Raw genomic sequence first — 22,938 nt, 5'->3', positions numbered from 1 at the left:
TGTCATGGCGGCCCATGGGACGCGGCGACAGCCGCTCAGGCGTTAGCGCTGTGACGCTTGATGTCGGCGTCCACCATCTCGGTGATCAGCGCCTCCAGGCTGGTCTGCGCCTCCCAGCCGAACGTTGCCTTCGCCTTGGTCGGATTGCCGAGCAGAACCTCGACCTCCGCAGGCCGGAACAGCGCCGGATCGATGATGAGGTGATCGTCGATGTTCAGGCCGACATGCTTGAACGCGATCGCGCACATGTCCCGCACCGTCGTGGTCCGCCCCGTGGCGATGACGTAGTCATCCGGCTTATCCTGCTGCAGCATCAGCCACATCGCCTGCACGTAGTCCCGGGCGTGGCCCCAGTCGCGCTTGGCGTCGATGTTGCCGAGCCGCAGCTCCGTCTGCTTGCCGAGCTTGATCCGCGCGACCGCATCCGTGACCTTGCGGGTCACGAACTCGACGCCCCGCAGCGGGCTCTCGTGGTTGAACAGGATGCCGTTCGAGGCGTGCAGCCCGAAGCTCTCGCGATAGTTGATCGTCATCCAGTGCGCGTAGAGCTTGGCCACGCCATAGGGTGAGCGCGGGTAGAACGGCGTCGTCTCGCTCTGGCGCTCCTCTTGGATCAGCCCGAACATCTCGGAGGTGGAGGCCTGATAGTAGCGCGCCTGCGGGGCGACCGAGCGCAGGCATTCGAGCATGTGCACGGCGCCGAGCCCCGTGACCTGCCCGGTCAGCAGCGGCTGCTGCCAGGACGAGGTGACGAAGGACTGGGCGGCGAGGTTGTAGATCTCGTCGGGCTTGGCGGTCTGAACGATCCGCAGCAGGGCGGATTGGTCGAGCAGGTTGCCGTCGACCAATTCGACATCGTCGAGGATGCCCAGCCATTTCAGACGGTGATCGAACACGCCGGCATGGCTCGAGCGGCGCACGATGCCGGTGACCGCGTAGCCCTTCTCAAGGAGGAGCTGCGCCAGATACGCCCCGTCCTGGCCCGTCACCCCTGTGATCAGCGCGCGCTTGCCCGTCATATCCCCGTCCCGTCGCAACATATGCCCGGCTGCTACGACTCGTGCGGCCCGGACGTCAAGGCGAGGGCTTGCCCGCGCAACGGCCCTAAGGCCGGCTCAGCCAGTCACGGACGCCCTCGATCGTCCGGAACTCTTCCAGCGCGTGAACCCGAGCTCCCGGCACTGCGGACCGGGCCATGGTGGCGAGGGCGTGTCCCGGTCCGAGTTCCAGCACGCGGTCGGCGCCGTACTCGCGGCAGGCCTCCAGGCAGGCGGCCCAGTCGATGCTGTGTGAGATCTGCGTCGCCAGCTTGGCCAATCCGTCCTCGCTGCGGAAGACGACCGCGCCGTCGAGCCCGCTTACAAGGCGTGGCGCGCCCGGTGGTGGGCGGCACAATGTCGTCTGGCGCAGGGCCTCGCGGAACGCTTCCGAAGCGGCCGCCAGCAAGGGCGTGTGCGACGGGGTGTGGATCGGCAGGACCACCGCCCGCTGCGCTCCGCGCGCGCGCGCCGCGTCACACAGCGGCTCCAGCGCGTCCCGCGCGCCGCCAACCACGCCGCTATCCGCGGCGTTGCGAATCGCAAGATGGCATCCGTGCTCGAGCGAGAGGTGATCGAGCACGTCGAGCCCGAGGCCGCGGATGCCCGCGAGCCCGAACCCGACGCCCGAGGCAGCGTCCATGGCCTCGGCCCGCCGCGCTGCGAGCGCCAGCACGTCCTGCGGCTCGAACCGACCGGCGATCCCCCAGGCCGCGAGATCGCCGATGCTGTAGCCCGCCACGATCGTGCGGATTGTCCCGGCGGCGCCCAACGCCCGCCAGGAGGCCAGGGCTGCCACGCAGCACAGGATCTGACCGGTCCGGTTCTGGTGCAGGGCGTCGCTGCCGCTGCGCGCGAGATCACGGGGGTCGACACCGCCGAGGAGCGGCTTGGCGGCGGCGAAGATGGCCTGTGCGTCCGGATGATCGGCCGTCAGGTCGAACATGGCCGGGTTCTGGCCGCCCTGGCCGGAGAGGAGCAGCGCCAGCGTCATGCGATCACCGGATCGCGCAAGCCGGCAACGGATCTCAGGGTCACACCCTCGAGGCCCTTGGCCAGGACCGACCCATCCTCGGGAGCGTCACGCAGCTCACGCCAATGTAGGCCGGTGCCGTCCGGAAGGAGAATTTCCCCGTCGATGCGCATCGCGGCGTTCTCCGCGATCGCTTCGAGCCCGGTCAGCAGATTGATTGGAACCGGATCCGGACAGGGCCAGAGCAGATCGAGATCCGAAGTCGCATTGAGATAGGTGAGGCCGGTGACGGCCTGCCACAGCAGGCTGCCGAACGGCCGCGGCACGATGCCGTGATCGCACCCGAGCGAGAGAAGCGCCGCAATCGCCGGCCGCCAGGCCGTCGGGGCGTAATCGCTGGCCTCCGCGAGGTTTAAGGCCGCCATCGGCGTCAATGCAGCGGCCGGTAGGGCGAGACCGATCCGCCGCTTGCCGTCAGACGGCGGCATCGGCAAGCCGAGGGGCACGGTCTCTCCGGTTTCCCCCGGCATGCGACGCCGCACGATCAGCGGGCGGCCTTCTTGAGCCCAACGGTCGAGGTGCCGAACACCGTCGAGATCGTGCCGGGTGCCGAGCCATGCGCCCCAGGCCGAAACATTGACCTGAACGAGATCGTGGCGCCGATACGTCTCAGACACAGCGGTTCTCAGCGTCGTCGGGCCTGATCGATGACCGCGCGAGCGACATCGTGCGCGACCGGGCGGCCGCCGCGCTCCGCACCGAGCCGATCACGCACATCGCCCGGCTCCAGTCCGGCGATGAGATCGCGAATCTGATTGGGGAGAGGTTTCCCCGGATCGAGGACGACGTGAACGGCGCCGGTCGCCACCATGTTGTCGAGGCCCGGCGCGAAGACGGGCGTCGTCTTCGCCATGTCGTTGAGCTTGTCCAGGGGCAGCTTGGTCACCCGCGCGACCGAGGGCAGATCCATCACGCTCGGATTGGCGCCCGGCAGAGCTGCCAGGACCCGCGTGGCGAGCGCTGTCGCGATGAAGGCTCCGGCCGCCGAGTGACCGTAGATGAGCCCGATCGTCGGGTGGCCCGTGCGATCCGCCAGCAACAGCGCCTTGGCGAGGTGGGCGAGGCACTCGTTGAGCCCGAGAAGTTCGTCCCGCCGGCTCATGCGCTGGCTGTCGGAATCGACCGCCACAAGGATCGGCGCCCGGTCGCCCGCCCGGATCGCATCGAGCACCGCCCGTGACAGCCGCAGCGCCCCATCAACCCCGAGCGGCGTATCGCCGTCGATGCCGACAACGGTGATGCGCCCGTCGGCGAACGGCCCGGTGCCGCTCACCAGCCCGTCCTGGACCGTGACGTCGTGCCCGTGCGGGAACAGGGCGGTCAGGATCTCAGCGAGCGTCATGGTCGATCTCCCGGGCCCGGGCCACGGTCGCGTCGAACGCATCCGTATCCATCGCCGGCACCGCCTCCGGATCGTTGACGCCGAGCCGTCGCCAGATGTCTGTGGCGTCGCGGCAATCACCGAAGCGCGCGATCCGGTCTTCGAGCCGCGCCTGCTCGGCCTCCAGGGTATCGAGATCGAAGGCCGGGGCCCGGCCGATCAGATCCAGGGCTGCCCGCCGGAAGGCCGAAACCGTGTCGGCGCAGAACGCGTCCGCGCCGCCGGTGAGCCGGCGATGCTTGCCGCCCATCGTCCGCCAGACGAGCGCACGGTCGCGGGAATCGAATTCCTCCGCGCCCTTGTTGGTCTCGATCACCTCCGGCCCGGAGACCGAGATGCGCCCCCCCCCTTCGGAGACGGCGAGCCGCGAGCAGGTGCCGGCGATGAGGCCGCCGCCGCCGTAGCAGCCAGCCCGCCCGCCGATCAGGCCAATCACCGGGATATCGGCCGCGCGGACATCCACGATCGCCCGCATGGTCTCGGCGATGGCGGTCTCTCCGGCATTGGCTTCCTGGAGGCGGACGCCGCCGGTATCGAACAGGATCAGCACCGCTTTCGGCTTCAGTTCCAGAGCCACCCGGAGCAGGCCGACCAGCTTGGCCCCGTGGATCTCGCCGAACGCGCCGCCCATGAAGCGGCCTTCCTGGGCGGCGATCAGGACGGGCGCGCCGTCGAGGGTCGCTTCGCCGACCATGATGCCGTCGTCGAAGGCGCGGGGCAGGTCGAACAGCGGCAGGTGCGGGCTCATCCGCCGCTCGGTGGGCGGCAGAAACTCGCGGACGCTGCCCGGATCGGCGAGGGCTGCCACCCGCTGGCGGGCAGTCGCTTCGTACCAACTCAGGCTGCCGGGATCTGGGCGCGCGGAGCGATCGCCAGCCATGGTCAGGCCTCCATCAGCCGGGCACCCTGAAGCAGGCGCAGCGACACGGTATCGGGGCGGGCGCCGCCGTCGTTGATGCTGATCCGGAGGCCGCCGGGCTGCGCCCGGGCGACGAAATCGGCCACCACCGCCTCCCAGACGTCGCCGTAGCCGGCAATCGGCGTCTCGATCGCGACCTCGCAGGCATCCGGCGCAAGGACCCGCTCCAGCAGGATCTCCAGATTACCGGAGGCGACCACGCCGGTGATCGCGTTCGGCACCAAGCCGGGCAGCGGCTTCCGGGTGGTGTGGCGGAAGGTCAGGGATTCCATGGCCAGTTCCGTTAAAAAGGATCCTTGATCCCGATGGAACACCTCATCGTGAGGTGCCGGAGCGAAGTTGAGGCCTCGAAGGAGCCCTGCAGATACCACCGCGATCCCTGGAGCCCTCCTTCGAGGCCCGCTGGTGCGTGCACCTCAGGATGAGGACCGTGATTGGATCGATGTGCGTCGGTCTCACCGATTACCAGTTCCGGAACTTGGCCGGCGGCTCGTAGAGGCCACCCGACCAGTGCACCAAATCCTTGATCGATTTCGCAGCCAGCAACGCCCGATCGGCGTCGAGGGGCTCGATGCCGAGATCTTCCGGCCGGCGGATGATGCCGCGGGCGCGCAGTTCCTCGACCTTCGCTCGGTCGCGGCCGCGACCCACCGCGGTGTAGCCCGCCACGCCCCGGATCGCTTGCTCGCGCTCGTCGGCATCCCGACAGAGCAGGAGGTTGGCGATACCCTCCTCGGTGACGATGTGGGTCACGTCGTCGGCGTAGATCATGACCGGCGCCAGTTCGAGGCCGATCTTCCGAGCCAGTTCCAGGGCGTCGAGCTGCTCCACGAAGGTCGGGACCAGCTTGTCGCCGAAGGTCTCGACCAGCTGCACGACGAGTTTGCGCCCGCGCATCAGGGCGGGGTCGCCGACGATCTGCCCCTCGCGCCCCGCCTTCATCCAGGCATCCGACGGGTGACGGCGGCCGTGCGGATCCGAGCCCATGTTGGGGGCGCCTCCGAACCCGGCTACGCGCGACTGCGTGATCGTCGAGGAATGACCCGACAGGTCGATCTGGAGCGTCGCGCCGATAAACATGTCGCAGGCGTACAGACCGGCGGTCTGGCAGAAGGCGCGATTCGAGCGCAGGCTTCCGTCCGCGCCGGTGAAGAAGATGTCAGGTCGCTCGCGGATGTAACGGTCCATCCCGACCTCTGAGCCGAAGCAGTGGACCTGCTTGACCCAGCCGGATTCGATCGCCGGGATCAGGGTCGGGTGCGGGTTGAGCGCCCAGTGGGTGGCGATCTTGCCCTTCAGGCCGAGCTTCTCCCCGTAGGTCGGCAGCAGCAGCTCGATCGCCGCCGTCCCGAAACCGATCCCATGGTTGAGGCGGCGGATGCCGTACTCGGCGTAGATCCCTTTGATCGCCATCATGGCGATCAGGATCTGGGTCTCGGTCATCGCCGCCGGATCGCGGGTGAACAGCGGCTCGACGTAGAACGGCCTGTCGGCTTCGACAACGAAATCCACGCGATCGCCCGGGATATCGACCCGCGGAACCCTGTCGACGATCTCGTTCACCTGCGCGACCACGACGCCGTTCTTGAAGGCGGTGGCCTCCACGACGGTCGGCGTGTCCTCGGTGTTGGGCCCCGTGTAGAGGTTGCCCTCCCGGTCGGCCGAAACGCCCGCGATCAGCGCCACGTTGGGCGTGAGGTCGACGAAGTACCGGGCGAACAGTTCGAGGTAGGTGTGCACCGCCCCGAGTTCGATCTGGCCGCCGTAGAGCATCTTGGCGATGCGGGCGCCCTGCGGGCCGGAATAGGAATAGTCGAGGCGCTTGGCGATGCCGGTCTCGAACACGTCGAGGTGCTCCGGCAGCACGATCCCCGACTGGACCATGTGCAGATCGTGGATCTTGCCGGGATCGCAGGCGCTGAGGCCCCGGGCCAGGCAATCAGCTTGCTTCTGGTTGTCGCCCTCGAGGCAGACACGATCCCCGGGCCGCAGGATCGCTTCGAGCAGATCGACGACGGCTACTGCCGGCACGACCTTTCCCGTAGCATGGGCGCGCCCCGCCGCGATGCGCGCGTCGCGCGCCCGCCTCTCACCGCGCCATTCGGTCATCCGCGCGCTCCCACTCGGTATGCCGAACCGGAGATAGTACGGCGTTCGGTATTTTCAAACCCATCGCCATCACAGTTTCGTATACGGGAGTGTCATTCTGTCAATATCTTGCATACTTCCGGAAAGGGCGACGAGCCGAGACGGGAAGGAGACGCTCCATGCCAAGCGCGTCGAGACACGTGCCGCGACTCGCCCTCCGCACGGCTGAGCCGAAGGACCAACGCCGATGATCGTGCTCGGTGTCGCCCTGCTTGCCGGCTGCACGCTGATCGGCGTGTATCTCGGCGACCTTCTGGGACTTGCGCTCGGCGTGAAGGCCAATGTCGGCGGTGTCGGCATCGCGATGATCCTGCTCATCGCGGCGCGCCTCTGGCTGTCGCGGCGGGGCCGCCTGACCAAGGGCGTGCAGTTCGGCGTCGAGTTCTGGGCCGGCATGTACATCCCGATCGTGGTCGCCATGGCGGCCCAGCAGAATGTGGTCGCGGCAATGAGCGGCGGCCCGATCGTGCTGATCGCCGCGACGGGATCGCTGGTCCTGTGCTTCGGCGCGGTGGCGCTGCTCAGTCGGATCGGCCGCCGAGACTCGGGCGACGCCGCGGTCGAGCACGGCGGATCGGTGATCGAGGGTGACGCGGAGCCGATCCCTGTCGGTCGCACCGCCTCCCTGGCCGGGAAGGAGTGAGCACCATGGATCACACGATCTGGCATGGCATCGAACATGTCTTCGTGGAGCAGAGCTTGGTCGCCGCCTTCGCAGTGGTCGGCGCGCTGATCCTCGTCTCCAACGTCGCCGCCAAGTCTCTCACCAACGGGCGGGTCCACGGTTCGGCCATCGCCATCGTGCTGGGCTTGGTGCTGGCCTATGTCGGTGGACTCTACACCGGCGGGAAGAAGGGTCTCGCCGACATCCCTGCGCTCGCCGGCATCGGCCTCATGGGCGGGGCGATGTTGCGAGACTTCGCGATCGTGGACACGGCCTTCGAAGTCGATGTCGTCGAGGCTCGCCGCGCCGGCCTGCTCGGCGTGCTCGCCCTGGCCCTTGGAACGATCCTGCCGTTCATCGTCGGCACCCTGACGGCTGTCGCGTTCGGATACCACGATGCGGTCTCGATCACGACGATCGGCGCGGGGGCGATCACCTACATCGTCGGACCCGTCACCGGCGCGGCCATCGGCGCGGACTCGACCGTCATGGCCCTTTCGATCGCCACCGGAGTGACCAAGGCCGTCATGGTGATGGTGGGCACGCCCCTGGTCGCGCGGCTGATCGGCCTCGACAATCCGCGCTCGGCGATGGCCTACGGCGGCCTGATGGGGACCGTGAGCGGCGTGGCGGGAGGCCTCGCGGCGACCGATCCCAAGCTGGTGCCGTACGGGGCGCTGACCGCCACCTTCCACACCGGTATCGGCTGTCTGGTCGGGCCCTCGATCCTGTTCCTGGCCGTGCGCGCCCTGGTAGGGTGACACACTTCACCACCGCGTCGCCTCGGCAAGATTCGGTGGATGATGACGGAGGACTGTGCCGTTTGCTTTGTGGACTTGAAGCCGCGTCGAGCGGATTGGTCTAAGGTTGACGAATGCACGGCGATTTTCAGAAGATCGATACGGGATTGCTCTCGGACCGGATCCGTGACGCGCTCACCGATGCCATCGCGTCTGGCGAGATTGCGGCCGGCACGGCCCTCGACGAGCAGAACCTCGCGCAGCGCTATGGTGCATCGCGCACGCCGGTGCGGGAAGCCCTGCGGCAGCTCGCGGCCTCGGGGCTCGTGGAGATCCGGCCGCGGAGAGGCGTCGTGGTCGCGCGGCTGACGCCGCAGCGCATCGCCGACATGTTCGAGACCACCGCCGAGATCGAGGCGATGTGCGCCCGGCTCGCCACCTACCGGATGACCCCGCTCGAACGGGGCCAACTGATGGAGCTACACGCGGATTCGGCGATCGCGGTCCGGGATGGGGACATCGACGCCTACGACCGCTTCAACCGCGCCTTCCACGAGGCGCTCTACACCGCGACCCACAACGGCTACATGGCCGAACAGGCGCTGGCGATCCGCGAGCGCCTGGCCGCCTTTCGCCGGACGCAGTTGCGACACGCCGACCGGATCGGCCGCTCCTATGAGGAGCACGGGGAGATCCTGACGGCGATCGCGGAGGGCGACGGCGAGACGGCGGCCCGGCGGATGCGCGCGCACATGCTACGGGCGGCCGTGGCGCTGGGGCGGTACATCGCGGAGCACGGCTGACGTCCGGGAACGGCACGCCGCTCCGGTACCGTTACCGTGCGGAGCCGGACTGGCAGGATCGACAGCCTCACAGCTCGAAGGGCGGTTTGCCCGCGATCACGTCACGACCTCCGAGCCCCGCTGCGGGGGCGTCCCGAGTGCATCCGCCATGCGGCCCACGCGTTCGGCCGCCCGGCCGATCCCCGCCGAGGCCCGCTCAGCATCCTCCGCCCGGCCGCGCTCCGCAGCCTCGGTCGCGGCGCGCAAGTCCGAGACCTCCGCCTCGAGCCCGGCAAGCCGCCCGCGCAGTTCCGCCAGCTCGTCCGCGATCGTCAGCGCCGCCATCACCTGCAGGCGCATGTCGCCGATCTCGCCGAAACTCTTGCGCATCTCGCCGATGCGCCCGTCGAGGCTCTCGGCGAGTGCGGTGAGATGCGCCTCCTCGCCCTCCCCGCAGGCCATGCGGTAGCTGCGGCCGTCGATGGTCATATTGATCTGCGGCAAGAGCGGCTCCGGGAGGCGCGATATCCGGGTCAGGCGCGTCCGAGGACATCCTGGACGGTCTCGATCGCCCGGTCGAGGCGCTGCCCGACCTCGCCGGTCGTGGCGGTGACCTCCGCGAGCCGGGCGCTGGCCGCGTCGAGGGCGGCGGCGAGCCGCGCACGATCCTCGTCCATCAGCGCCAGCTCGGCGTCGCGGTCGTCCGGCTGAGCGGCTTTCTCCAGGCGGTACTGGACGACGGCATCCATACGGTTCACCGCTGCCTCGAGGCGGGCAAGCGCCTCGTCGATCATGCTGGGTTCGGACTCGTCGGCCATGGTCTTCCGTTTGTCGGACGCGGAAGTTTTTGATCGAATGCCGTCGGAATTCCAGCGCAAAATTGCGGATCTCACCCGGAAGGCACCACCCGGTAGATCAAGCGTCGAAATCCCTGTTTATTGGTTGGAGAATCGAAGGTCTTTGTCACCGCCACGCGTTTGACAGGTCCAAGCGCCATGCTAGACAGCCGCGCGCTCCCGAAAGGGACCGCGCACGACGCCGGGAAAGCCGGCCCGTGACAGTCCCGAGGCCGTGGCCGGAACAGGGCGCTTCGCTGGTTGCCGGCTGTGGAGCCCGGACTCTCCCGGTCCGGTTCATCACCGGTTCAAGCCCGCCCGCCCAGATCCGCGCGACCAAGCTCTGCGCGGCTTCGGGGCGGAACCTCGGGATCCGCCGCAAAACCCGCCCCGTGCGGTGCCGCGCGGTCGAGGGCCGCATCAGGAAGGAATGACGCCGTGACGAAGGTTGCCATCAACGGGTTCGGACGCATCGGCCGCAACGTCCTGCGCGCGATCGCGGAAGCCGGCCGCAGCGACATCGAGGTCGTGGCGATCAACGATCTCGGCCCGGTGGAGACCAACGCCCACCTGCTCCGTTTCGACTCCGTGCACGGCCGCTTCCCCGGCGAAGTCGCGGTCGACGGTGAATTCCTGGTGGTGAACGGCAAGCGGATCAAGGTCACGGCCGTGCGCAACCCGGCCGAGCTGCCCCATCGTGACCTCGGCGTCGACATCGCGCTCGAATGCACCGGTATCTTCACCGCGAAGGACAAGGCCAAGGCCCATCTCGACGCCGGTGCCAAGCGCGTCCTCGTCTCGGCGCCCGCTGACGGCGCCGACCTGACGGTGGTCTACGGCGTGAACCACGACAAGCTCACGCGCGAGCACCTCGTCGTCTCGAACGCCTCCTGCACCACCAACTGCCTGGCGCCGGTCGCCCAGGTGCTGGACGCGGCAGTCGGCATCGAGCGCGGCTTCATGACCACGATCCACTCCTACACCAACGACCAGCCGTCGCTGGACCAGATGCACAAGGATCTTTATCGGGGCCGCGCCGCCGCGCTCTCGATGATCCCGACCTCGACCGGCGCCGCCAAGGCCGTGGGCCTCGTGCTGCCGGAGCTGAAGGGCAAGCTCGACGGGACCGCGATCCGCGTGCCGACCCCGAACGTTTCGGCGGTGGATCTCGTCTTCACGGCCAAGCGTGCCACTTCGGTCGAGGAGATCAACGAGGCCATCAAAGCCGCGGCCGCGGGCCCGCTCAAGGGCGTGCTCGGCGTGACCGACCGGCCGAACGTCTCGATCGACTTCAACCACGATCCGCACTCGTCGACCTTTCATCTCGACCAGACCAAGGTCATGGACGGCACGTTCGTGCGCATCCTGTCCTGGTACGACAACGAGTGGGGCTTCTCGAACCGCATGGCCGACACCGCCGTGGCGATGGCCAAACTTATCTGAGTCGGCTTGCGAATGGCCGCCGTCCCGTGACAGGACGGCGGCCATTCGCCCGATTGGGCGGTCTCACCACGAACCGGGAATTCGCCAGGGATGACCGACGCTCCGCAGGCCAAGTCGACCGCAGCGACCGCGACCTCACCGATCACGACCGCGCCGAATACGGTGCCGCCCGCGCCGCTTCCGGCCCCGCCGGCCGCTGGGGCACCATTGCACGCCCTTCCGACCAATCAGCTCTTCGATCAGCTCGCGCGGATCGAGGACAAATGTTCTCGGATTGAAGACAAGTACGCCCGGTCTGAAGCGCTGCTGTCGCGCGTCGAAGACAAGGTCGAGACTGCCACCAGCCGGATGAATGAATCCGCGCGGCAGACCGACCTGGCGGCCCTGCGCGCGGAGATGCGCGGGATCGCGGAGCGGACACGCCGCCTGCCCGGGACCGGCGCCCTCGTCCTCACGGCCGTGATCACCGCCATCCTGACCGTCGTTCTGATGATCGCGGTCCAGCGGCTGAATCTCGACCGGCTGCTGCCACAGCGGGCGACGATCGGGACGACCGTCCAGTAACTCACTGACCGATACAGGACCGCATGAGCGCCTTCCGCACCCTCGACGATGCCGGCTCCCTCAAGGGCAAGCGGGTTCTGATGCGCGTCGATCTCAACGTGCCCATGGAGAGCGGGCGCGTCACCGACGCGACCCGCATCGTGCGCGTGGCGCCGACGATCCGGGAAGTCGCCGGCCAAGGCGCGAAGGTGATCCTGCTGGCGCATTTCGGCCGACCGAAGGGCAAGCGCGAGCCCAAGGATTCCCTGGAGCCGGTGGTGCCGGCGTTGGGTGAAGCGCTCGGGCGTACGGTGGCCTTCGCACCCGACTGCGTCGGCGAGGAGGCCGCGAAGGCGGTGGCGGCGCTCAAGGACGGCGACGTACTGCTCCTTGAGAACACCCGCTTTCACGCCGGTGAGGAGAAGAATGAGGCGGCCTTCGCGGATGCGTTGGCAGCCAACGGCGATGTCTACGTCAATGAAGCGTTTTCAGCGGCCCACCGGGCCCACGCCTCCACGGAGGGGCTTGCGCACCGTCTGCCGGCCTATGCCGGCCGCGAGATGCAGGCTGAACTCGAGGCCCTGACCAAGGGTCTGGAGGCGCCGCAGCGCCCGGTGATCGCGCTGGTCGGCGGCGCCAAGGTGTCGTCCAAGATCGATCTCCTCGAGAATCTCGTCGCCAAGGTCGACATGCTGGTGATCGGCGGCGGCATGGCCAACACCTTCCTGCACGCGCAGGGCATGGCGGTCGGCAAGTCGCTCTGCGAGAAGGATCTCGCCGGGACCGCCACCCGCATCCTGGCGGCGGCCGAGAAGGCCGGCTGCCGGATCATCCTGCCGGTGGACGCGGTGGCAGCCACGGAGTTCAAGGCACAAGCACCGCACGAGACGGTGCCGGTGGATGGCGTGCCGGACACCAGCATGATCCTCGATGCCGGGCCCCGTTCCGTCGCCGAGATCAACGCCGCCATCGACGGCGCGAAGACGCTGGTCTGGAACGGTCCGCTGGGCGCCTTCGAGCTGGCCCCCTTCGACGCCGCCACGGTGGCCGCCGCCAAGCACGCGGCGTCGCGCACCAAGGCAGGCCAGCTGGTCTCGGTAGCGGGCGGCGGCGACACGGTCGCGGCCCTCAACCACGCTGGCGTGGCACAGGATTTCACCTACGTATCAACCGCTGGCGGGGCTTTCCTCGAATGGCTCGAAGGCAAGGCCCTGCCGGGCGTGGAGGCCCTTCGCGGGAAGGGGTGAGCGCAGCGCTCCGTTCTCCTCCCCGGGCGCCGCGACCCCATTTATACTCCCGGCCGTCAACAGCCGGGGAGCCGAGTCGACGAGTGACATCGTGGAGAACACCAACTTCGCGATCCGGACGCGTTTCCAGGTACGTCACGCAAGCCCGCCGGACGAGACGGTTTTGCGCTTCGACAGGCGTGGTTGGCTCGGTCTTGAGATGCGCAAGGATCGGCCAGGAATTTCGGCAAGCCGGTCGGCGAGGTCGAAGAAAGTGTCGCGGCTTTGGAAAGCTCGGCCAGCCGAAATTTATCCGGTGTGAAATGCTCAGTTCTGCCTCGGAGATTGACCCAAAGCGACGCTCTCGGCAGACCGGCACGATAAGGCTCAGCTGAGCGCGCGCGACGCGACCGGCAATCGGCCAGACGACCACTCGGCAAACAGGAAGACAGTCACGATGGCACGCATCACCCTCCGACAGCTCCTGGATCACGCCGCCGAACACGAATACGGCGTGCCCGCCTTCAACCTGAACAACATGGAACAGGGGCTCGCCATCATGGCGGCCGCCGACGCCACGGATTCCCCGGTGATCCTCCAGGCGAGCCGCGGCGCCCGCGCTTATGCCAACGATGTCGTGCTGGCCAAGCTGATCGACGGCCTCGTCGAGATTTACCCGCACATCCCGGTCTGCATGCATCTCGACCACGGCAACAACGAAGCGACCTGCGCCACCGCGATCCAGTACGGCTTCACCTCGGTGATGATGGACGGCTCGCTGAAGGCAGACGGCAAGACCCCGGCCGACTACAACTACAATGTCGAGATCACCCGCAACGTCACCAAGATGGCCCATTGGGCCGGCGTCTCGGTCGAGGGTGAGCTTGGCGTGCTCGGCTCGCTGGAGAGCGGCCAGGGCGAGGCCGAGGACGGCCACGGCGCCGAGGGCACTCTGAGTCACGATCAGCTCCTGACCGACCCGGACGAGGCGGTGAAGTTCGTCGAAGCCACCAAGGTCGATGCGCTGGCGGTGGCGATGGGCACCAGCCACGGCGCCTACAAGTTCACGCGTCAGCCCGATGGCGATGTGCTGGCGATGAACGTGATCGAGGAGATCCATCGTCGGCTGCCGACGACCCACCTCGTCATGCACGGCTCCTCCTCGGTGCCGCAGGACCTGCAGGACATCATCAACCAGTATGGCGGCCAGATGAAGCCGACCTGGGGCGTGCCGGTGGAGGAGATCCAGCGCGGCATCAAGCACGGCGTGCGCAAGATCAACATCGACACCGACAACCGGATGGCGATGACCGGTCAGATCCGGAAGATTCTTACCGAGAACCCCTCGGAGTTCGACCCGCGCAAGTACCTGAAGCCGGCCATGGAGGCGATGACGAAGCTGTGCAAGCAACGCTTCGAGGAGTTCGGCACGGCCGGCAAGGGCTCGAAGCTCCGGCCGATCTCGGTCGCCGAGATGGCCAAGCGCTACGCCAGCGGCGCACTGGACCCGAAGATCGGCGCACGCTGAGAGTGATTTGGCCGTCGCGATGAGCAACAGCACGCGTCTCGCCCTGCTCGGGCCCCACGGCTTGGATGCAGCCGGCACGGAGGCGTTCGTGTCGGCCCTCCGGGCCGCCTGCGCCGCCGGTGATGTCGCAGCCGTGATCCTGCGTCTCGCCGCGACCGACGAGCGCGGGCTCACCGCGCAGGTCAAGCAGGTGGCGCCGGTGGCGCAGGAATACGGTGCGGCCCTGGTCGTCGCTTGCCCCGGCTTCACCGGCAATCTCGCTACGGTTGCGATCCGGGGCGGGGCCGACGGTATCCACGTCGACAAGCCCCGCGACTTGCAGGATCTTCGCGGTCGCCTGCGGGACGGTCGCATCCTGGGTGTCGGTGGAACGGAGACCAAGCATACCGCCATGGAGGCCGGTGAGGCGGGGGTCGACTACGTGATGTTCGGGGGGCTGTACCCGGATGGTGCGGCGCCCGATGCCGAGACCGTACTCGCGCGTGTCTCCTGGTGGGCGGAGATTTTCGAGACGCCCTGCATCGCCGTCGCCGCGAGCGCCGATGCGATCGGTCCCCTGTCGGAGACGGGCGCGGAGTTCGTCGGGCTCGAAAGCGGTCTCTGGCTGGCCGATCCGGCCGCCGTCGGGCAGGCGCAACAGGCGCTCGCGCAGGTGCCGGCGCGATGAGGCCGGATCTCCGTCCCGCGCTGGCCGTCGTCGGCGCACTGTTGGCGCAGTCGGCTTGGGCCGCCGGTCCGAGCGATCCGTCCATGAGCACGGTATCCCCCCCGCGATCGGCGAGCGCGGTGCCCGGCCAGAAGCCGATGCCGGAGCTGCCGACCCCCTACACCCCGAACTACACCCGTGGCGCCGTCCCCCCGGCCAGCGGCCAGCCGGCGGATCTTGCCTACGGGGCGTACCAGCGCGGGCAGTACGTCACGGCCTTCCGGGAGGCGACCAAGCGCATCGCGGCCAACCCCAAAGACGCCGCCGCGATGACGCTCCTGGGCGAGTTGTACAATCAGGGTCTTGGGGTGAAGCAGGACCCGATCAAGGCTGCCGATTGGTATCGCCTCGCCGCGGCCCAGAACGATGCCGCCGCGATGTCGTCCCTCGGTCTGATGGCCCTCGACGGCCGCGGCATGGCGAAGGATCCGAAGGTCGGCCGCCGCTGGTTGGAACAGGCCACCGCGAACGGCTCACCCACCGCGGCCTACAATCTCGGATTGATCCTGATCGGGACGGGCAGCCCTTCGGACGAGGCTGCGGCCGCCGCGCAGTTCCGCAAGGCGGCGGATGCCGAGATCGGCCCGGCGCAGCACGACCTGGGCGTCCTCTACCTTCAGGGCCGTGGCGTGCCGAAGGATGCCAGCAAGGCGGCGTCCCTGTTCCGGCGCGGCGCCGACAACGGCGATCTGGCCAGCGAGATCGAGTACGCGATCCTGCTTTTCAACGGTCACGGTGTGACCAAGGACGAGCGTTCGGCGGCCCGCTACTTCCTGCATGCCGCCTCACGGGGGAATGCGATCGCGCAGAACCGGCTCGCGCGGCTCTACGCCGTCGGGCGCGGGGTGACGAAGAACCCCGTCGAAGCGGCGGCCTGGAACCTCGCCGCGGCCGGCCAGGGCCTGTCCGACGCGTGGCTGGACCAGACCCTGTCGGGCCTCTCGACGGACGAGCGGGCACGCGCCGAACGGCTCGCCAACGAGCGGGTTGAGCAGCGCTGAGGCGCTATTCGTCGGCCTTCGACCAATCGACGCCGTGTTCCAGATCCGGCAGCAGCACCACGCTCTCCTGTTCGTTCGGATCGGTCCGGGCAATCACGGCCGTGACCGGCTCGGTCCGGCTGCGGTTGTAGGGCAGGTGCGGGACGTCCGCGGCGATGTAGACGAACTCGCCGGCGCCCGCGATCGCGTGATGCTCGAGCTGCTCGCCCCAGAAGCAGCCCGATACGCCCGACAGGACGTAGATGGCGGTCTCATGCGATTCGTGCTTGTGCGCGTGGGCACGTTCGCCGGGTGGGATCTCCAGAAGTTGCATGTGCAAAGCGGCGGAGCCCACCGCTTCGGCGGAGATGGCGGGGCGGTAGAGATGCCCCTGCCTCCCGCGGAACGGCGCGCTCTCACGCACAACGCGCAGACCTGCTTTCGGCGTTTCGGAACCGGAGCTCATGGACCTTCTCCGACCTTAAAGGCAGCATCGACCGGGATCTGCATGCCGTTGACCAGCGCGTTGGTCTGGTTCGCCATGCCGACCACAGACAGGAACTCGCCATGTTGCGCCGGGGTCAAGCCTTTCGCGCGGGCCGCGGCCGTGTGCGAGTGGATGCAGTAGGGGCAGCCATTGGCGATCGAGACCGCGATGTAGATCAATTCCTTGGTCAGCGGATCGAGCGTTCCGGGGCCCATGACGGCCTTCAGACTGGTCCAGGTTCGCTCCAGCAGGGCAGGGTCGTGGGCGAGCCCGCGCCAGAAGTTGTTGATGAAATCCGAGCCGCGGGTCGTCCGGATATCCGAGAAAACCGCCTGGACCCGTGGATCAGCCTCGGCTTCGGCATCGCTCCTGAGCGTCACGGTCGCCATGGCGGGATGTCCTTCAGAGCTTGCAGGCGCCGTCCAAGGCGCGATTCTCGGCGTCCGAGAATAACCGCGAGCGGATGTGGAAGCGCTTCTCGCGGCCGTTCTCCAGCGAGAACATGCCACCGCGCCCGGGTACCACGTCCAGAATCAGGTGCGTGTGCTTCCAGACACCGAACTGCGAGCGGCTGATGAAGAAATCGGCGCCCCCAACCTGGCCGAGATGCACATCCCCATCGCCGACGATGAAATCGCCCACCGGGTAGCACATCGGCGATGAGCCATCGCAGCAGCCGCCGGACTGGTGGAACATGACCGGGCCGTACTCGGAGCGAAGCTCTTCGATCAGTTGCAGCGCCTTCGGCGTCGCGGTGACCCGCAGCGGCGTACCATCGGCGCCGACCTGCTCGGCGGTCGTGGCCTCAATTTTCGCATCCAGGCTCATACTGTCCTCCCCGGTGTGATTGTTGATATGCGCGTGCGGTGCGCGATTTCCACATTTGCGTCATCAGAACAGCCAAGCTGGTGCCGGACCGGCCGTATCGGCGTTTCCCATCGGGAACGCGCCCCGAACGGGCGACACGGAGAGCCCCACGGGCTGATCGCACCATGACTCCTCGAACCACCGCATCCTGTCTTGCCCTCATCCTCGCCACGCTGATGGCCGGGTCGGCCAGTGCCGATCCGCTCGCGCTCCGTGTTGAGCCCCGCGCGCAGCCGCTCTTCCTCCAGCATGCCTGGCGCGTGGCGGGAAATCCGAACGTCACGCCCGACAATCCGATGGGTGTCGTCGGCTGGGACGGGCCGCCCGACGACTTACCCAGCGTCAGCGCCGATGCCGGCCCGATGCCGCCCGGCTCCATCGCCAACGCGCCCTTCGAGGGCTTCGGGTACGGCGTCTATTGAACCGCCCGTTCGTCGCCCTGCTGCTCGCCGCGCTGGCGAGCGGCCCCGCCCGCGCACGTGAAGACGTCAACGCGCCGGCACGGGAGGCCGAGCTGGGCACCTGTCTGAACCATCCCGACTGGATCGCTCCGCCCGATACCGTGATTGCCGACAAGGCCGCGTTCTGCGCCTGCTACGCCGACGGGGCGGTGAAGGCGCGGCTCTGGGAACTCGAGAAGGCCGAGGCCAATCAGGGCGAGGAGGTTCGCCGTCCAGTGGCCGATCGCACCATCAGCCTGCACGACCGGACATCGGCTGCCATCGCCGTCTCCTGCCTGAAGCGCTGAACCCCGATAGGAAAAAGCCCCGGCCGCGAGGCCGGGGCTGAAGTTGTCGCGGGGGTTAACCCGGGCAGAAGCTCAGAAGAAGCCGAGCTTCTTGGCCGAGTAGCTGACCAGCATGTTCTTGGTCTGCTGATAGTGGTCGAGCATCATCTTGTGCGTCTCGCGGCCGATGCCGGACTGCTTGTAGCCGCCGAAGGCCGCGTGGGCCGGGTAGGCGTGGTAGCAGTTCGTCCAGACGCGGCCGGCCTGGATCGCCCGGCCGAAGCGGTAGGCGCGGGTTCCATCGCGGGTCCAGACGCCGGCGCCGAGTCCGTAGAGCGTGTCGTTGGCAATCGAGAGCGCCTCGGCATCGTCCTTGAAGGTCGTGACCGACAGGACTGGGCCGAAGATCTCTTCCTGGAAGATGCGCATCTTGTTGTGGCCGCGGAACACGGTCGGCTGCACGTAGAAGCCCTCGGCGAATTCACCGTCCTTGACGTTGCGCTCGCCGCCGGTGAGCAGCTGCGCGCCCTCCTGCCGACCGATATCGATGTAGGAGAGGATCTTCTCCATCTGCTCACCCGAGGCCTGGGCACCGATCATCGTGGCCGGATCCAGCGGCGAGCCCTGGGTGATCGCCTCGACGCGCTTCACCGCCCGCTCCATGAAGCGGTCGTAGATCGATTCGTGCACGAGCGCGCGGCTCGGGCAGGTGCAGACCTCGCCCTGGTTCAGGGCGAACATCGTGAAGCCTTCGAGCGCCTTGTCGAAGAAGTCGTCATCCTCGTTGGCGACATCGGCGAAGAAGATGTTCGGCGACTTGCCGCCGAGCTCCAGCGTCACCGGAATCAGGTTCTGCGACGCGTACTGCATGATGAGGCGGCCGGTGGTCGTCTCACCCGTGAAGGCGATCTTGGCGATGCGGGGCGAGGACGCCAGCGGCTTGCCGGCCTCCAGGCCGAAGCCGTTGATCACGTTGAGGACGCCCGGCGGCAGCAGGTCGCCGACGATCTCCATCAGCACCAGCACGGAGGCCGGGGTCTGCTCGGCCGGCTTCAGGACCACGCAATTGCCGGCGGCGAGCGCGGGCGCCAGCTTCCACACGGCCATCAGAATCGGGAAGTTCCACGGGATGATCTGGCCGACGACGCCGAGCGGCTCGTGGAAGTGGTAGGCCACCGTGTCGTGGTCGATCTCGGAGAGTGACCCCTCCTGCGCCCGCACGCAGCCGGCGAAGTAGCGGAAATGGTCGATCGCCAGCGGGATGTCGGCGTTCATCGTCTCGCGGATCGGCTTGCCGTTGTCCCAAGTCTCGGCCAGGGCGATCAGATCGAGGTTCTCCTCCATCCGGTCGGCCATCTTGAGCAGGATGCGGGCGCGCTCGGCCGGGGCAGTGCGGCCCCAGGCCTCCTTAGCCGCGTGGGCGGCGTCGAGCGCTTTCTCGACGTCCTGCGCGTCCGAGCGGGCGACCTCGCAGATCACCTTGCCGGTGATCGGTGACGTGTTCTCGAAATAGCGGCCGGCCGCGGGGGCGACCCACTGGCCACCGATGAAGTTCTCGTAGCGGGCCGAGAACGGCGACTTCACCTTGGAGTCACCGAGAAATTCCGGCTTGTTCATCGCTCTGTTTCCTCCATTGGCCCCGGCCTCGCGAACCGCGGCTCTTGGGCGTTCGCAGTGCGCCGGGCGGCCGCTTGGTTGGGCCGCATCCGATTCCGCGATGATCACAGCCAATGTCTTTTGGCGCGTCGAATCAAGGTGGACTTTTGGCCAGTGCGCGAACGCAAGGATCCTACGCCTTTCCGATCGCAATCGCGAGGGGCCAATGTTCTTCGGGATCAGCGACGGTGAAATCCGGAAATTTGCGAAGCTGCACCGACGATTGCCATGCGAACATTGCAGCATCCATACGCCCGCGGACCGAACGGCGGATCAGCGCGCGTGTCGTTCCACCGATCATCGCATCAGAGCGAATGGAAGCATCAGGGTCGCGAGCGGAAGGGCCGCTACGGCGGCGGTCCGCAGCGCTGCGGGCCGATAGGCGATCAGGGCGACCACGGCGAGCGCCGAGCCGGTGAGCGAGCCGATCCATTGGACCGGGCCGAAACTCCACCCGGCCGATGCAATCGCGGCTGCGCAGGACAGCCCGAGGCCCGACCAGCCCGCCGCGCGCAGTCCCCTGAGCCGCCGCCGGGACACCGGCGTGCGGAAGACTGCCCGATGGTGCCGATCCAGGCTCAAGGCCAGGGCGGAGAAACCCGAGAACGACAGCAAAAGGCTCAAGATCAGGGCCGATACGGTCACGCTTCGGCCGCCCTGTGGAGGTTCGCCCGGGACGGTTGCCGCATGGCTGCCCGCCGGCCAGCGAGCCGCGCCGCGAGAAGGAACAGCAGGCCGAGGAGCGCCATCGCGAAATCGAAGCCGAGGAACCGAAGCTCACCGACCGTCAATGAATCGCTGATCGGAATCGCCAAGAAGATCAGGGCCGGCACGGTCAGGGCCATCGTCCAAACCCGTTTCGGTGGGTAGAGCGCGGATGCCGCGGCCGCCAGCACCCAGACCCCGAAGAAAGCGCCGACCTCCCAGTCCGCCCGCGCGTCCAGAGAGACGGGCAGCAGCCGGTTGACGAGGAAATAGGCCGCAAGACCAGCGGGCAGCCCCGCGATGGTGCCGAGGTTGAGGATGCGGACGAGACGCAGGCCAAGACCCTCCGGCGCGGCATTCTTCGGCGCGCGGGCGACGGTCCAGAGCACGAGCCCGGTCGCCACCGTGGCGGCCCCCATGAGGCCGCATAGGAAGAACACGAGGCGCAGGGGCGCGGTCGCGAAATGCGCCTCGTGCAGCCCGACCATCACGGCGCCGGTCCGCGTGGCTGCGCCGGCTTCGCCGACCCGCCCGAGTTCCACGCCGGTGGACGCATCATAGGCGATCTGGGGGTGGAGATGGGCGAGGCCGGGCGGCTCCTCGAAATAAGCGGTGACCGTCGCGGCGGCGTCGCCCGGATGCGCAATCATCACGAGTTCGGGTGTCTCGCCGGCCGCCGCCATGGCCCGTGACACGATTTCGCCGAGGGGCAGCGCCGCGCCCGGACGCCCGGCCGGCGGGCGACCGGCGATCATGATGCCGGCATCGGCGTAGTAGCGCAGGATATCCCCGCGATAGGCCGTCTGCACCGCCCAGGGCATCAACATCGCCGACAGTGTGACGAGGCCCGTGTAGACGATCATCAGGTGGAACGGCAGCGCAAGGACCCCCATCACGTTGTGGGCATCGAGCCAGCCGCGCTGCGCCGAGCGGTCCCGTCGGAAGGTGAAGAAATCGGCGAAGATCCGCCGATGGGTCACGATCCCGGAGATGAGCGCGATCAGCAGAATCATCGCACAGGCCGAGACGATCCAGCGCCCCACGAGCGGCGGGAGGCTCAGCTCGTAGTGGAAACGGTAGAGGAAGTCGCCACCCTGCGTATCCCGGACAGCTGCACGTTCGCCAAATGCGGAATCGAGCAGCGCGTGATGGAACGGGCCGTTGAAACTCTGCCACCAGTAGACCTCGACGGCCGGGTTCTCGGCGTTCGGCAGCTTGATCGACCACCCAGCAGCATCCGGCATCGTCCTTTGGAGGAACGCGCCGGCGCGGGTCGCCGCAGCTGCGGGATCAGGTTTCGCCGCCGACAGTTCCGGCCGCATCCAGTGCGAGATCTCCGGCCGATAATAGCTGGCGGTGCCGGTGACGAAGATTGCGAACAGCACCCATCCGACCACGAGTCCGGACCATGTGTGCAGCCACGCCATCGACTGGCGGACACTCCTCGGCCGGCTCATGTGGCACTCCCGGTCTGGAACGCACCCGCGAGCCACAGGGTGACGGTCAGCAGCGCGGCCACGATCCCCAGAACCAGCGCGGCGCGTCCGACCGTCCGCGCGGCAAAAACCCAGATCACCACGGCCGCCATGATGGCGAAGCTCGCGATCAACGCGGCCGACACGGCCTCGGCCCTGGTGCCGGGCAGGACCACCGCAAGCAATGCGCTCGCCAAAGCAGCAATTCCGTAACCACCTGCACTTGCCAGGAGTACCCGCGCCGCCACCGCAAACCGATACGCGCGCGCCCTCCCTGAATGGGCGCCCACCGGACTGGTGCTCATAGCGCCATCTCGCGATTCCGTGATCCCATGTCCCGACCTAACCGCGGCCGGCGGAGGGACGCAACGCCTATGTTCCGGAACGATTCCAGTGAGGAATGAACGACTTGGTGCAGTTATAATTAGGACGCCGATCGTTGAGGGCGGCCTCCAACAAATCATGTCGGCGTCTGATAGAAATCAGATTACCCCGAACTGCCGGTCCGTCTCAGCGTCCAGACGGCGGAGCAGCTTGGCTCGACCCGGACGAGCGCAATGCCAGCGCGGCGTCCCGCGCGCTCGGCGGCAGATCCGCGCCCGGCCTTGCCAACGGCGACGGCGATTCGCCCCCGGCCCGGTCGCGCTCATGACCCTGGGCGTAGCCAGCGTTGATCCCGGCGTAGAACCCCGTGAAATCCTCAGCCCGCGCGCCACCGGCAACGACGAGTAGGAGAGCCGAGAGCAGGATGCGACGCATGGCAAAATCGCTGGCGAACCCAGAAACGAAGCGGGCGGCGGCTCCTCTTGGAACCACCGCCCAATCATCTTCGTGCGGATCGCGGCGGCGATGCGGCCGCGAAGCCTCAATCTTCGACGTTGATGCTCTGGGCCTCGCGGCCCTTTTGCCCATCGACCACAGCCAAGGTGACCTGCTGCCCTTCGGCCAGCGACTCGAGCCCGGCGCGGGACAGAGCCGAACGGTGGACGAACACGTCCTTGCCGCCGTCATTGACCGAAACGAAGCCGAAGCCCTTGGCCGGATCGTACCACTTC

General features: G+C 67.8%; 29 protein-coding genes. 11 read left to right on the top strand and 18 right to left on the bottom strand.

Going from position 1 to position 22,938, the window contains the following annotated elements; translation table 11 throughout:
• Positions 1–35: 35 nt before the first annotated feature.
• The 7 genes from gmd to mdcA all read right to left on the bottom strand — a co-directional run bounded on the left by gmd (position 36) and on the right by mdcA (position 6,479).
• The gene (gmd, locus tag OXS49_RS02620) at positions 36–1,019 is read right to left on the bottom strand and encodes a GDP-mannose 4,6-dehydratase (protein ID WP_267421557.1); all 984 of its coding nucleotides are present in this window, start codon (positions 1,017–1,019) and stop codon (positions 36–38) included.
• A gap of 85 nt (positions 1,020–1,104) precedes the next feature.
• Complete coding sequence (locus tag OXS49_RS02615) at positions 1,105–2,031, bottom strand: acyltransferase domain-containing protein (protein WP_267421555.1); 927 nt, start codon at positions 2,029–2,031, stop codon at positions 1,105–1,107.
• Positions 2,028–2,687, bottom strand: a complete 660-nt coding sequence (mdcG, locus tag OXS49_RS02610) for a malonate decarboxylase holo-[acyl-carrier-protein] synthase (RefSeq protein WP_267421553.1) — start codon at positions 2,685–2,687, stop codon at positions 2,028–2,030. The genes OXS49_RS02615 and mdcG overlap by 4 nt, the downstream gene beginning before the upstream one ends.
• Before the next feature lie 8 nt (positions 2,688–2,695).
• Entirely contained in the window at positions 2,696–3,412 is a 717-nt protein-coding gene (mdcE, locus tag OXS49_RS02605; RefSeq protein WP_244003105.1) for a biotin-independent malonate decarboxylase subunit gamma, read from the bottom strand.
• The gene (locus OXS49_RS02600; protein WP_267421549.1) at positions 3,399–4,331 is read right to left on the bottom strand and encodes a biotin-independent malonate decarboxylase subunit beta; all 933 of its coding nucleotides are present in this window, start codon (positions 4,329–4,331) and stop codon (positions 3,399–3,401) included. The genes mdcE and OXS49_RS02600 overlap by 14 nt, the downstream gene beginning before the upstream one ends.
• A gap of 2 nt (positions 4,332–4,333) precedes the next feature.
• Positions 4,334–4,642, bottom strand: coding sequence for a malonate decarboxylase acyl carrier protein (gene mdcC, locus OXS49_RS02595; RefSeq protein WP_267421547.1), 309 nt, complete (start codon positions 4,640–4,642; stop codon positions 4,334–4,336).
• Between the two features lie 190 nt (positions 4,643–4,832).
• Positions 4,833–6,479 carry a malonate decarboxylase subunit alpha gene (gene mdcA / locus OXS49_RS02590; RefSeq protein ID WP_267421545.1) on the bottom strand — a complete coding sequence of 549 codons (1,647 nt, stop codon included), beginning with the start codon at positions 6,477–6,479 and terminating at the stop codon, positions 4,833–4,835.
• Positions 6,480–6,705: 226 nt separating this feature from the next.
• Between mdcA and madL the strand changes: the two genes are divergently transcribed.
• From madL to OXS49_RS02575, 3 genes are all read left to right on the top strand, one after another.
• Positions 6,706–7,161, top strand: a complete 456-nt coding sequence (madL, locus tag OXS49_RS02585; RefSeq protein WP_244003097.1) for a malonate transporter subunit MadL — start codon at positions 6,706–6,708, stop codon at positions 7,159–7,161.
• Positions 7,162–7,178: 17 nt separating this feature from the next.
• Complete coding sequence (madM, locus tag OXS49_RS02580; protein WP_267421725.1) at positions 7,179–7,943, top strand: malonate transporter subunit MadM; 765 nt, start codon at positions 7,179–7,181, stop codon at positions 7,941–7,943.
• Positions 7,944–8,056: 113 nt separating this feature from the next.
• On the top strand, positions 8,057–8,725 hold the full coding sequence (locus OXS49_RS02575) for a GntR family transcriptional regulator (protein WP_243921019.1): 669 nt from the start codon (positions 8,057–8,059) through the stop codon (positions 8,723–8,725).
• Positions 8,726–8,821: 96 nt separating this feature from the next.
• Here OXS49_RS02575 and OXS49_RS02570 read toward each other — a convergent pair whose 3' ends face one another.
• Positions 8,822–9,208, bottom strand: a complete 387-nt coding sequence (locus OXS49_RS02570; RefSeq protein WP_267421540.1) for a cell division protein ZapA — start codon at positions 9,206–9,208, stop codon at positions 8,822–8,824.
• Positions 9,209–9,237: 29 nt separating this feature from the next.
• Positions 9,238–9,522 (bottom strand): DUF4164 family protein, encoded by a 285-nt coding sequence (locus OXS49_RS02565; protein ID WP_243921023.1) that lies wholly within the window; start codon positions 9,520–9,522, stop codon positions 9,238–9,240.
• A 456-nt stretch (positions 9,523–9,978) separates the two neighbouring features.
• On the opposite strand from OXS49_RS02565, the gene gap reads away from it, so the two are divergent.
• The 6 genes from gap to OXS49_RS02535 all read left to right on the top strand — a co-directional run bounded on the left by gap (position 9,979) and on the right by OXS49_RS02535 (position 15,987).
• Entirely contained in the window at positions 9,979–10,983 is a 1,005-nt protein-coding gene (gene gap, locus OXS49_RS02560) for a type I glyceraldehyde-3-phosphate dehydrogenase (RefSeq protein WP_267421538.1), read from the top strand.
• A 90-nt stretch (positions 10,984–11,073) separates the two neighbouring features.
• The gene (locus OXS49_RS02555) at positions 11,074–11,547 is read left to right on the top strand and encodes a hypothetical protein (RefSeq protein WP_244003091.1); all 474 of its coding nucleotides are present in this window, start codon (positions 11,074–11,076) and stop codon (positions 11,545–11,547) included.
• A gap of 23 nt (positions 11,548–11,570) precedes the next feature.
• On the top strand, positions 11,571–12,773 hold the full coding sequence (locus OXS49_RS02550) for a phosphoglycerate kinase (protein WP_267421532.1): 1,203 nt from the start codon (positions 11,571–11,573) through the stop codon (positions 12,771–12,773).
• A gap of 436 nt (positions 12,774–13,209) precedes the next feature.
• Positions 13,210–14,280 (top strand): class II fructose-bisphosphate aldolase, encoded by a 1,071-nt coding sequence (gene fba / locus OXS49_RS02545; RefSeq protein ID WP_243921033.1) that lies wholly within the window; start codon positions 13,210–13,212, stop codon positions 14,278–14,280.
• 19 nt (positions 14,281–14,299) lie between these two features.
• Positions 14,300–14,947, top strand: a complete 648-nt coding sequence (locus OXS49_RS02540; RefSeq protein WP_267421529.1) for a thiamine phosphate synthase — start codon at positions 14,300–14,302, stop codon at positions 14,945–14,947.
• Positions 14,948–15,030: 83 nt separating this feature from the next.
• Complete coding sequence (locus tag OXS49_RS02535; protein ID WP_267421526.1) at positions 15,031–15,987, top strand: tetratricopeptide repeat protein; 957 nt, start codon at positions 15,031–15,033, stop codon at positions 15,985–15,987.
• Between the two features lie 4 nt (positions 15,988–15,991).
• Here the strand turns inward: OXS49_RS02535 and OXS49_RS02530 are convergent, their stop codons facing one another.
• From OXS49_RS02530 to OXS49_RS02520, 3 genes are read right to left on the bottom strand one after another with little or no spacing between them, the layout of a single operon-like run.
• A complete protein-coding gene (locus tag OXS49_RS02530) occupies positions 15,992–16,432 on the bottom strand; it encodes a cupin domain-containing protein (RefSeq protein WP_267421524.1) in 441 nt (146 codons plus the stop codon).
• Positions 16,429–16,842, bottom strand: a complete 414-nt coding sequence (locus tag OXS49_RS02525) for a carboxymuconolactone decarboxylase family protein (RefSeq protein ID WP_267421522.1) — start codon at positions 16,840–16,842, stop codon at positions 16,429–16,431. Before OXS49_RS02525 ends, OXS49_RS02530 begins: the two co-directional genes overlap by 4 nt.
• A gap of 13 nt (positions 16,843–16,855) precedes the next feature.
• A complete protein-coding gene (locus OXS49_RS02520) occupies positions 16,856–17,281 on the bottom strand; it encodes a DUF779 domain-containing protein (RefSeq protein ID WP_267421520.1) in 426 nt (141 codons plus the stop codon).
• A 164-nt stretch (positions 17,282–17,445) separates the two neighbouring features.
• Between OXS49_RS02520 and OXS49_RS02515 the strand changes: the two genes are divergently transcribed.
• The gene (locus OXS49_RS02515; RefSeq protein ID WP_267421518.1) at positions 17,446–17,742 is read left to right on the top strand and encodes a hypothetical protein; all 297 of its coding nucleotides are present in this window, start codon (positions 17,446–17,448) and stop codon (positions 17,740–17,742) included.
• Positions 17,739–18,068 (top strand): hypothetical protein, encoded by a 330-nt coding sequence (locus OXS49_RS02510; RefSeq protein ID WP_267421515.1) that lies wholly within the window; start codon positions 17,739–17,741, stop codon positions 18,066–18,068. The genes OXS49_RS02515 and OXS49_RS02510 overlap by 4 nt, the downstream gene beginning before the upstream one ends.
• A gap of 72 nt (positions 18,069–18,140) precedes the next feature.
• On the opposite strand, the gene adh is transcribed toward OXS49_RS02510, so the two are convergent.
• From adh to OXS49_RS02480, 6 genes are all read right to left on the bottom strand, one after another.
• Entirely contained in the window at positions 18,141–19,664 is a 1,524-nt protein-coding gene (adh, locus tag OXS49_RS02505; protein WP_243921050.1) for an aldehyde dehydrogenase, read from the bottom strand.
• A gap of 336 nt (positions 19,665–20,000) precedes the next feature.
• The gene (locus OXS49_RS02500) at positions 20,001–20,348 is read right to left on the bottom strand and encodes a DUF3325 domain-containing protein (RefSeq protein WP_267421511.1); all 348 of its coding nucleotides are present in this window, start codon (positions 20,346–20,348) and stop codon (positions 20,001–20,003) included.
• On the bottom strand, positions 20,345–21,865 hold the full coding sequence (locus OXS49_RS02495; RefSeq protein ID WP_267421508.1) for a PepSY-associated TM helix domain-containing protein: 1,521 nt from the start codon (positions 21,863–21,865) through the stop codon (positions 20,345–20,347). The genes OXS49_RS02500 and OXS49_RS02495 overlap by 4 nt, the downstream gene beginning before the upstream one ends.
• Complete coding sequence (locus tag OXS49_RS02490) at positions 21,862–22,188, bottom strand: iron transporter (RefSeq protein WP_267421505.1); 327 nt, start codon at positions 22,186–22,188, stop codon at positions 21,862–21,864. The genes OXS49_RS02495 and OXS49_RS02490 overlap by 4 nt, the downstream gene beginning before the upstream one ends.
• Before the next feature lie 205 nt (positions 22,189–22,393).
• Complete coding sequence (locus OXS49_RS02485; RefSeq protein WP_267421502.1) at positions 22,394–22,642, bottom strand: hypothetical protein; 249 nt, start codon at positions 22,640–22,642, stop codon at positions 22,394–22,396.
• A 106-nt stretch (positions 22,643–22,748) separates the two neighbouring features.
• The coding region (locus OXS49_RS02480; protein WP_267421500.1) for a cold-shock protein at positions 22,749–22,938 on the bottom strand (190 nt) is incomplete at its 5' end.

The organism is Methylobacterium sp. GC_Met_2, from assembly GCF_026540795.1.
Classification (GTDB): Bacteria; Pseudomonadota; Alphaproteobacteria; order Rhizobiales; family Beijerinckiaceae; genus Methylobacterium.
The sequence above is the reverse complement of the archived record's forward strand: the minus strand, read 5'-3'. Positions and strand labels throughout refer to the sequence as shown.

Excerpts from the sequence above, each read along its gene's own strand:
- gmd (WP_267421557.1), bottom strand. The coding sequence starts at position 1,019 with ATGACGGGCAAGCGCGCGCTGATCACAGGGGTGACGGGCCAGGACGGG.
- OXS49_RS02615 (WP_267421555.1), bottom strand. The coding sequence starts at position 2,031 with ATGACGCTGGCGCTGCTCCTCTCCGGCCAGGGCGGCCAGAACCCGGCC.
- mdcE (WP_244003105.1), bottom strand. The coding sequence starts at position 3,412 with ATGACGCTCGCTGAGATCCTGACCGCCCTGTTCCCGCACGGGCACGAC.
- OXS49_RS02600 (WP_267421549.1), bottom strand. The coding sequence starts at position 4,331 with ATGGCTGGCGATCGCTCCGCGCGCCCAGATCCCGGCAGCCTGAGTTGG.
- mdcC (WP_267421547.1), bottom strand. The coding sequence starts at position 4,642 with ATGGAATCCCTGACCTTCCGCCACACCACCCGGAAGCCGCTGCCCGGC.
- mdcA (WP_267421545.1), bottom strand. The coding sequence starts at position 6,479 with ATGACCGAATGGCGCGGTGAGAGGCGGGCGCGCGACGCGCGCATCGCG.
- madL (WP_244003097.1), top strand. The coding sequence starts at position 6,706 with ATGATCGTGCTCGGTGTCGCCCTGCTTGCCGGCTGCACGCTGATCGGC.
- OXS49_RS02575 (WP_243921019.1), top strand. The coding sequence starts at position 8,057 with ATGCACGGCGATTTTCAGAAGATCGATACGGGATTGCTCTCGGACCGG.
- OXS49_RS02565 (WP_243921023.1), bottom strand. The coding sequence starts at position 9,522 with ATGGCCGACGAGTCCGAACCCAGCATGATCGACGAGGCGCTTGCCCGC.
- OXS49_RS02555 (WP_244003091.1), top strand. The coding sequence starts at position 11,074 with ATGACCGACGCTCCGCAGGCCAAGTCGACCGCAGCGACCGCGACCTCA.
- OXS49_RS02550 (WP_267421532.1), top strand. The coding sequence starts at position 11,571 with ATGAGCGCCTTCCGCACCCTCGACGATGCCGGCTCCCTCAAGGGCAAG.
- fba (WP_243921033.1), top strand. The coding sequence starts at position 13,210 with ATGGCACGCATCACCCTCCGACAGCTCCTGGATCACGCCGCCGAACAC.
- OXS49_RS02540 (WP_267421529.1), top strand. The coding sequence starts at position 14,300 with ATGAGCAACAGCACGCGTCTCGCCCTGCTCGGGCCCCACGGCTTGGAT.
- OXS49_RS02535 (WP_267421526.1), top strand. The coding sequence starts at position 15,031 with ATGAGCACGGTATCCCCCCCGCGATCGGCGAGCGCGGTGCCCGGCCAG.
- OXS49_RS02530 (WP_267421524.1), bottom strand. The coding sequence starts at position 16,432 with ATGAGCTCCGGTTCCGAAACGCCGAAAGCAGGTCTGCGCGTTGTGCGT.
- OXS49_RS02525 (WP_267421522.1), bottom strand. The coding sequence starts at position 16,842 with ATGGCGACCGTGACGCTCAGGAGCGATGCCGAAGCCGAGGCTGATCCA.
- OXS49_RS02520 (WP_267421520.1), bottom strand. The coding sequence starts at position 17,281 with ATGAGCCTGGATGCGAAAATTGAGGCCACGACCGCCGAGCAGGTCGGC.
- OXS49_RS02515 (WP_267421518.1), top strand. The coding sequence starts at position 17,446 with ATGACTCCTCGAACCACCGCATCCTGTCTTGCCCTCATCCTCGCCACG.
- adh (WP_243921050.1), bottom strand. The coding sequence starts at position 19,664 with ATGAACAAGCCGGAATTTCTCGGTGACTCCAAGGTGAAGTCGCCGTTC.
- OXS49_RS02495 (WP_267421508.1), bottom strand. The coding sequence starts at position 21,865 with ATGAGCCGGCCGAGGAGTGTCCGCCAGTCGATGGCGTGGCTGCACACA.
- OXS49_RS02490 (WP_267421505.1), bottom strand. The coding sequence starts at position 22,188 with ATGAGCACCAGTCCGGTGGGCGCCCATTCAGGGAGGGCGCGCGCGTAT.
- OXS49_RS02485 (WP_267421502.1), bottom strand. The coding sequence starts at position 22,642 with ATGCGTCGCATCCTGCTCTCGGCTCTCCTACTCGTCGTTGCCGGTGGC.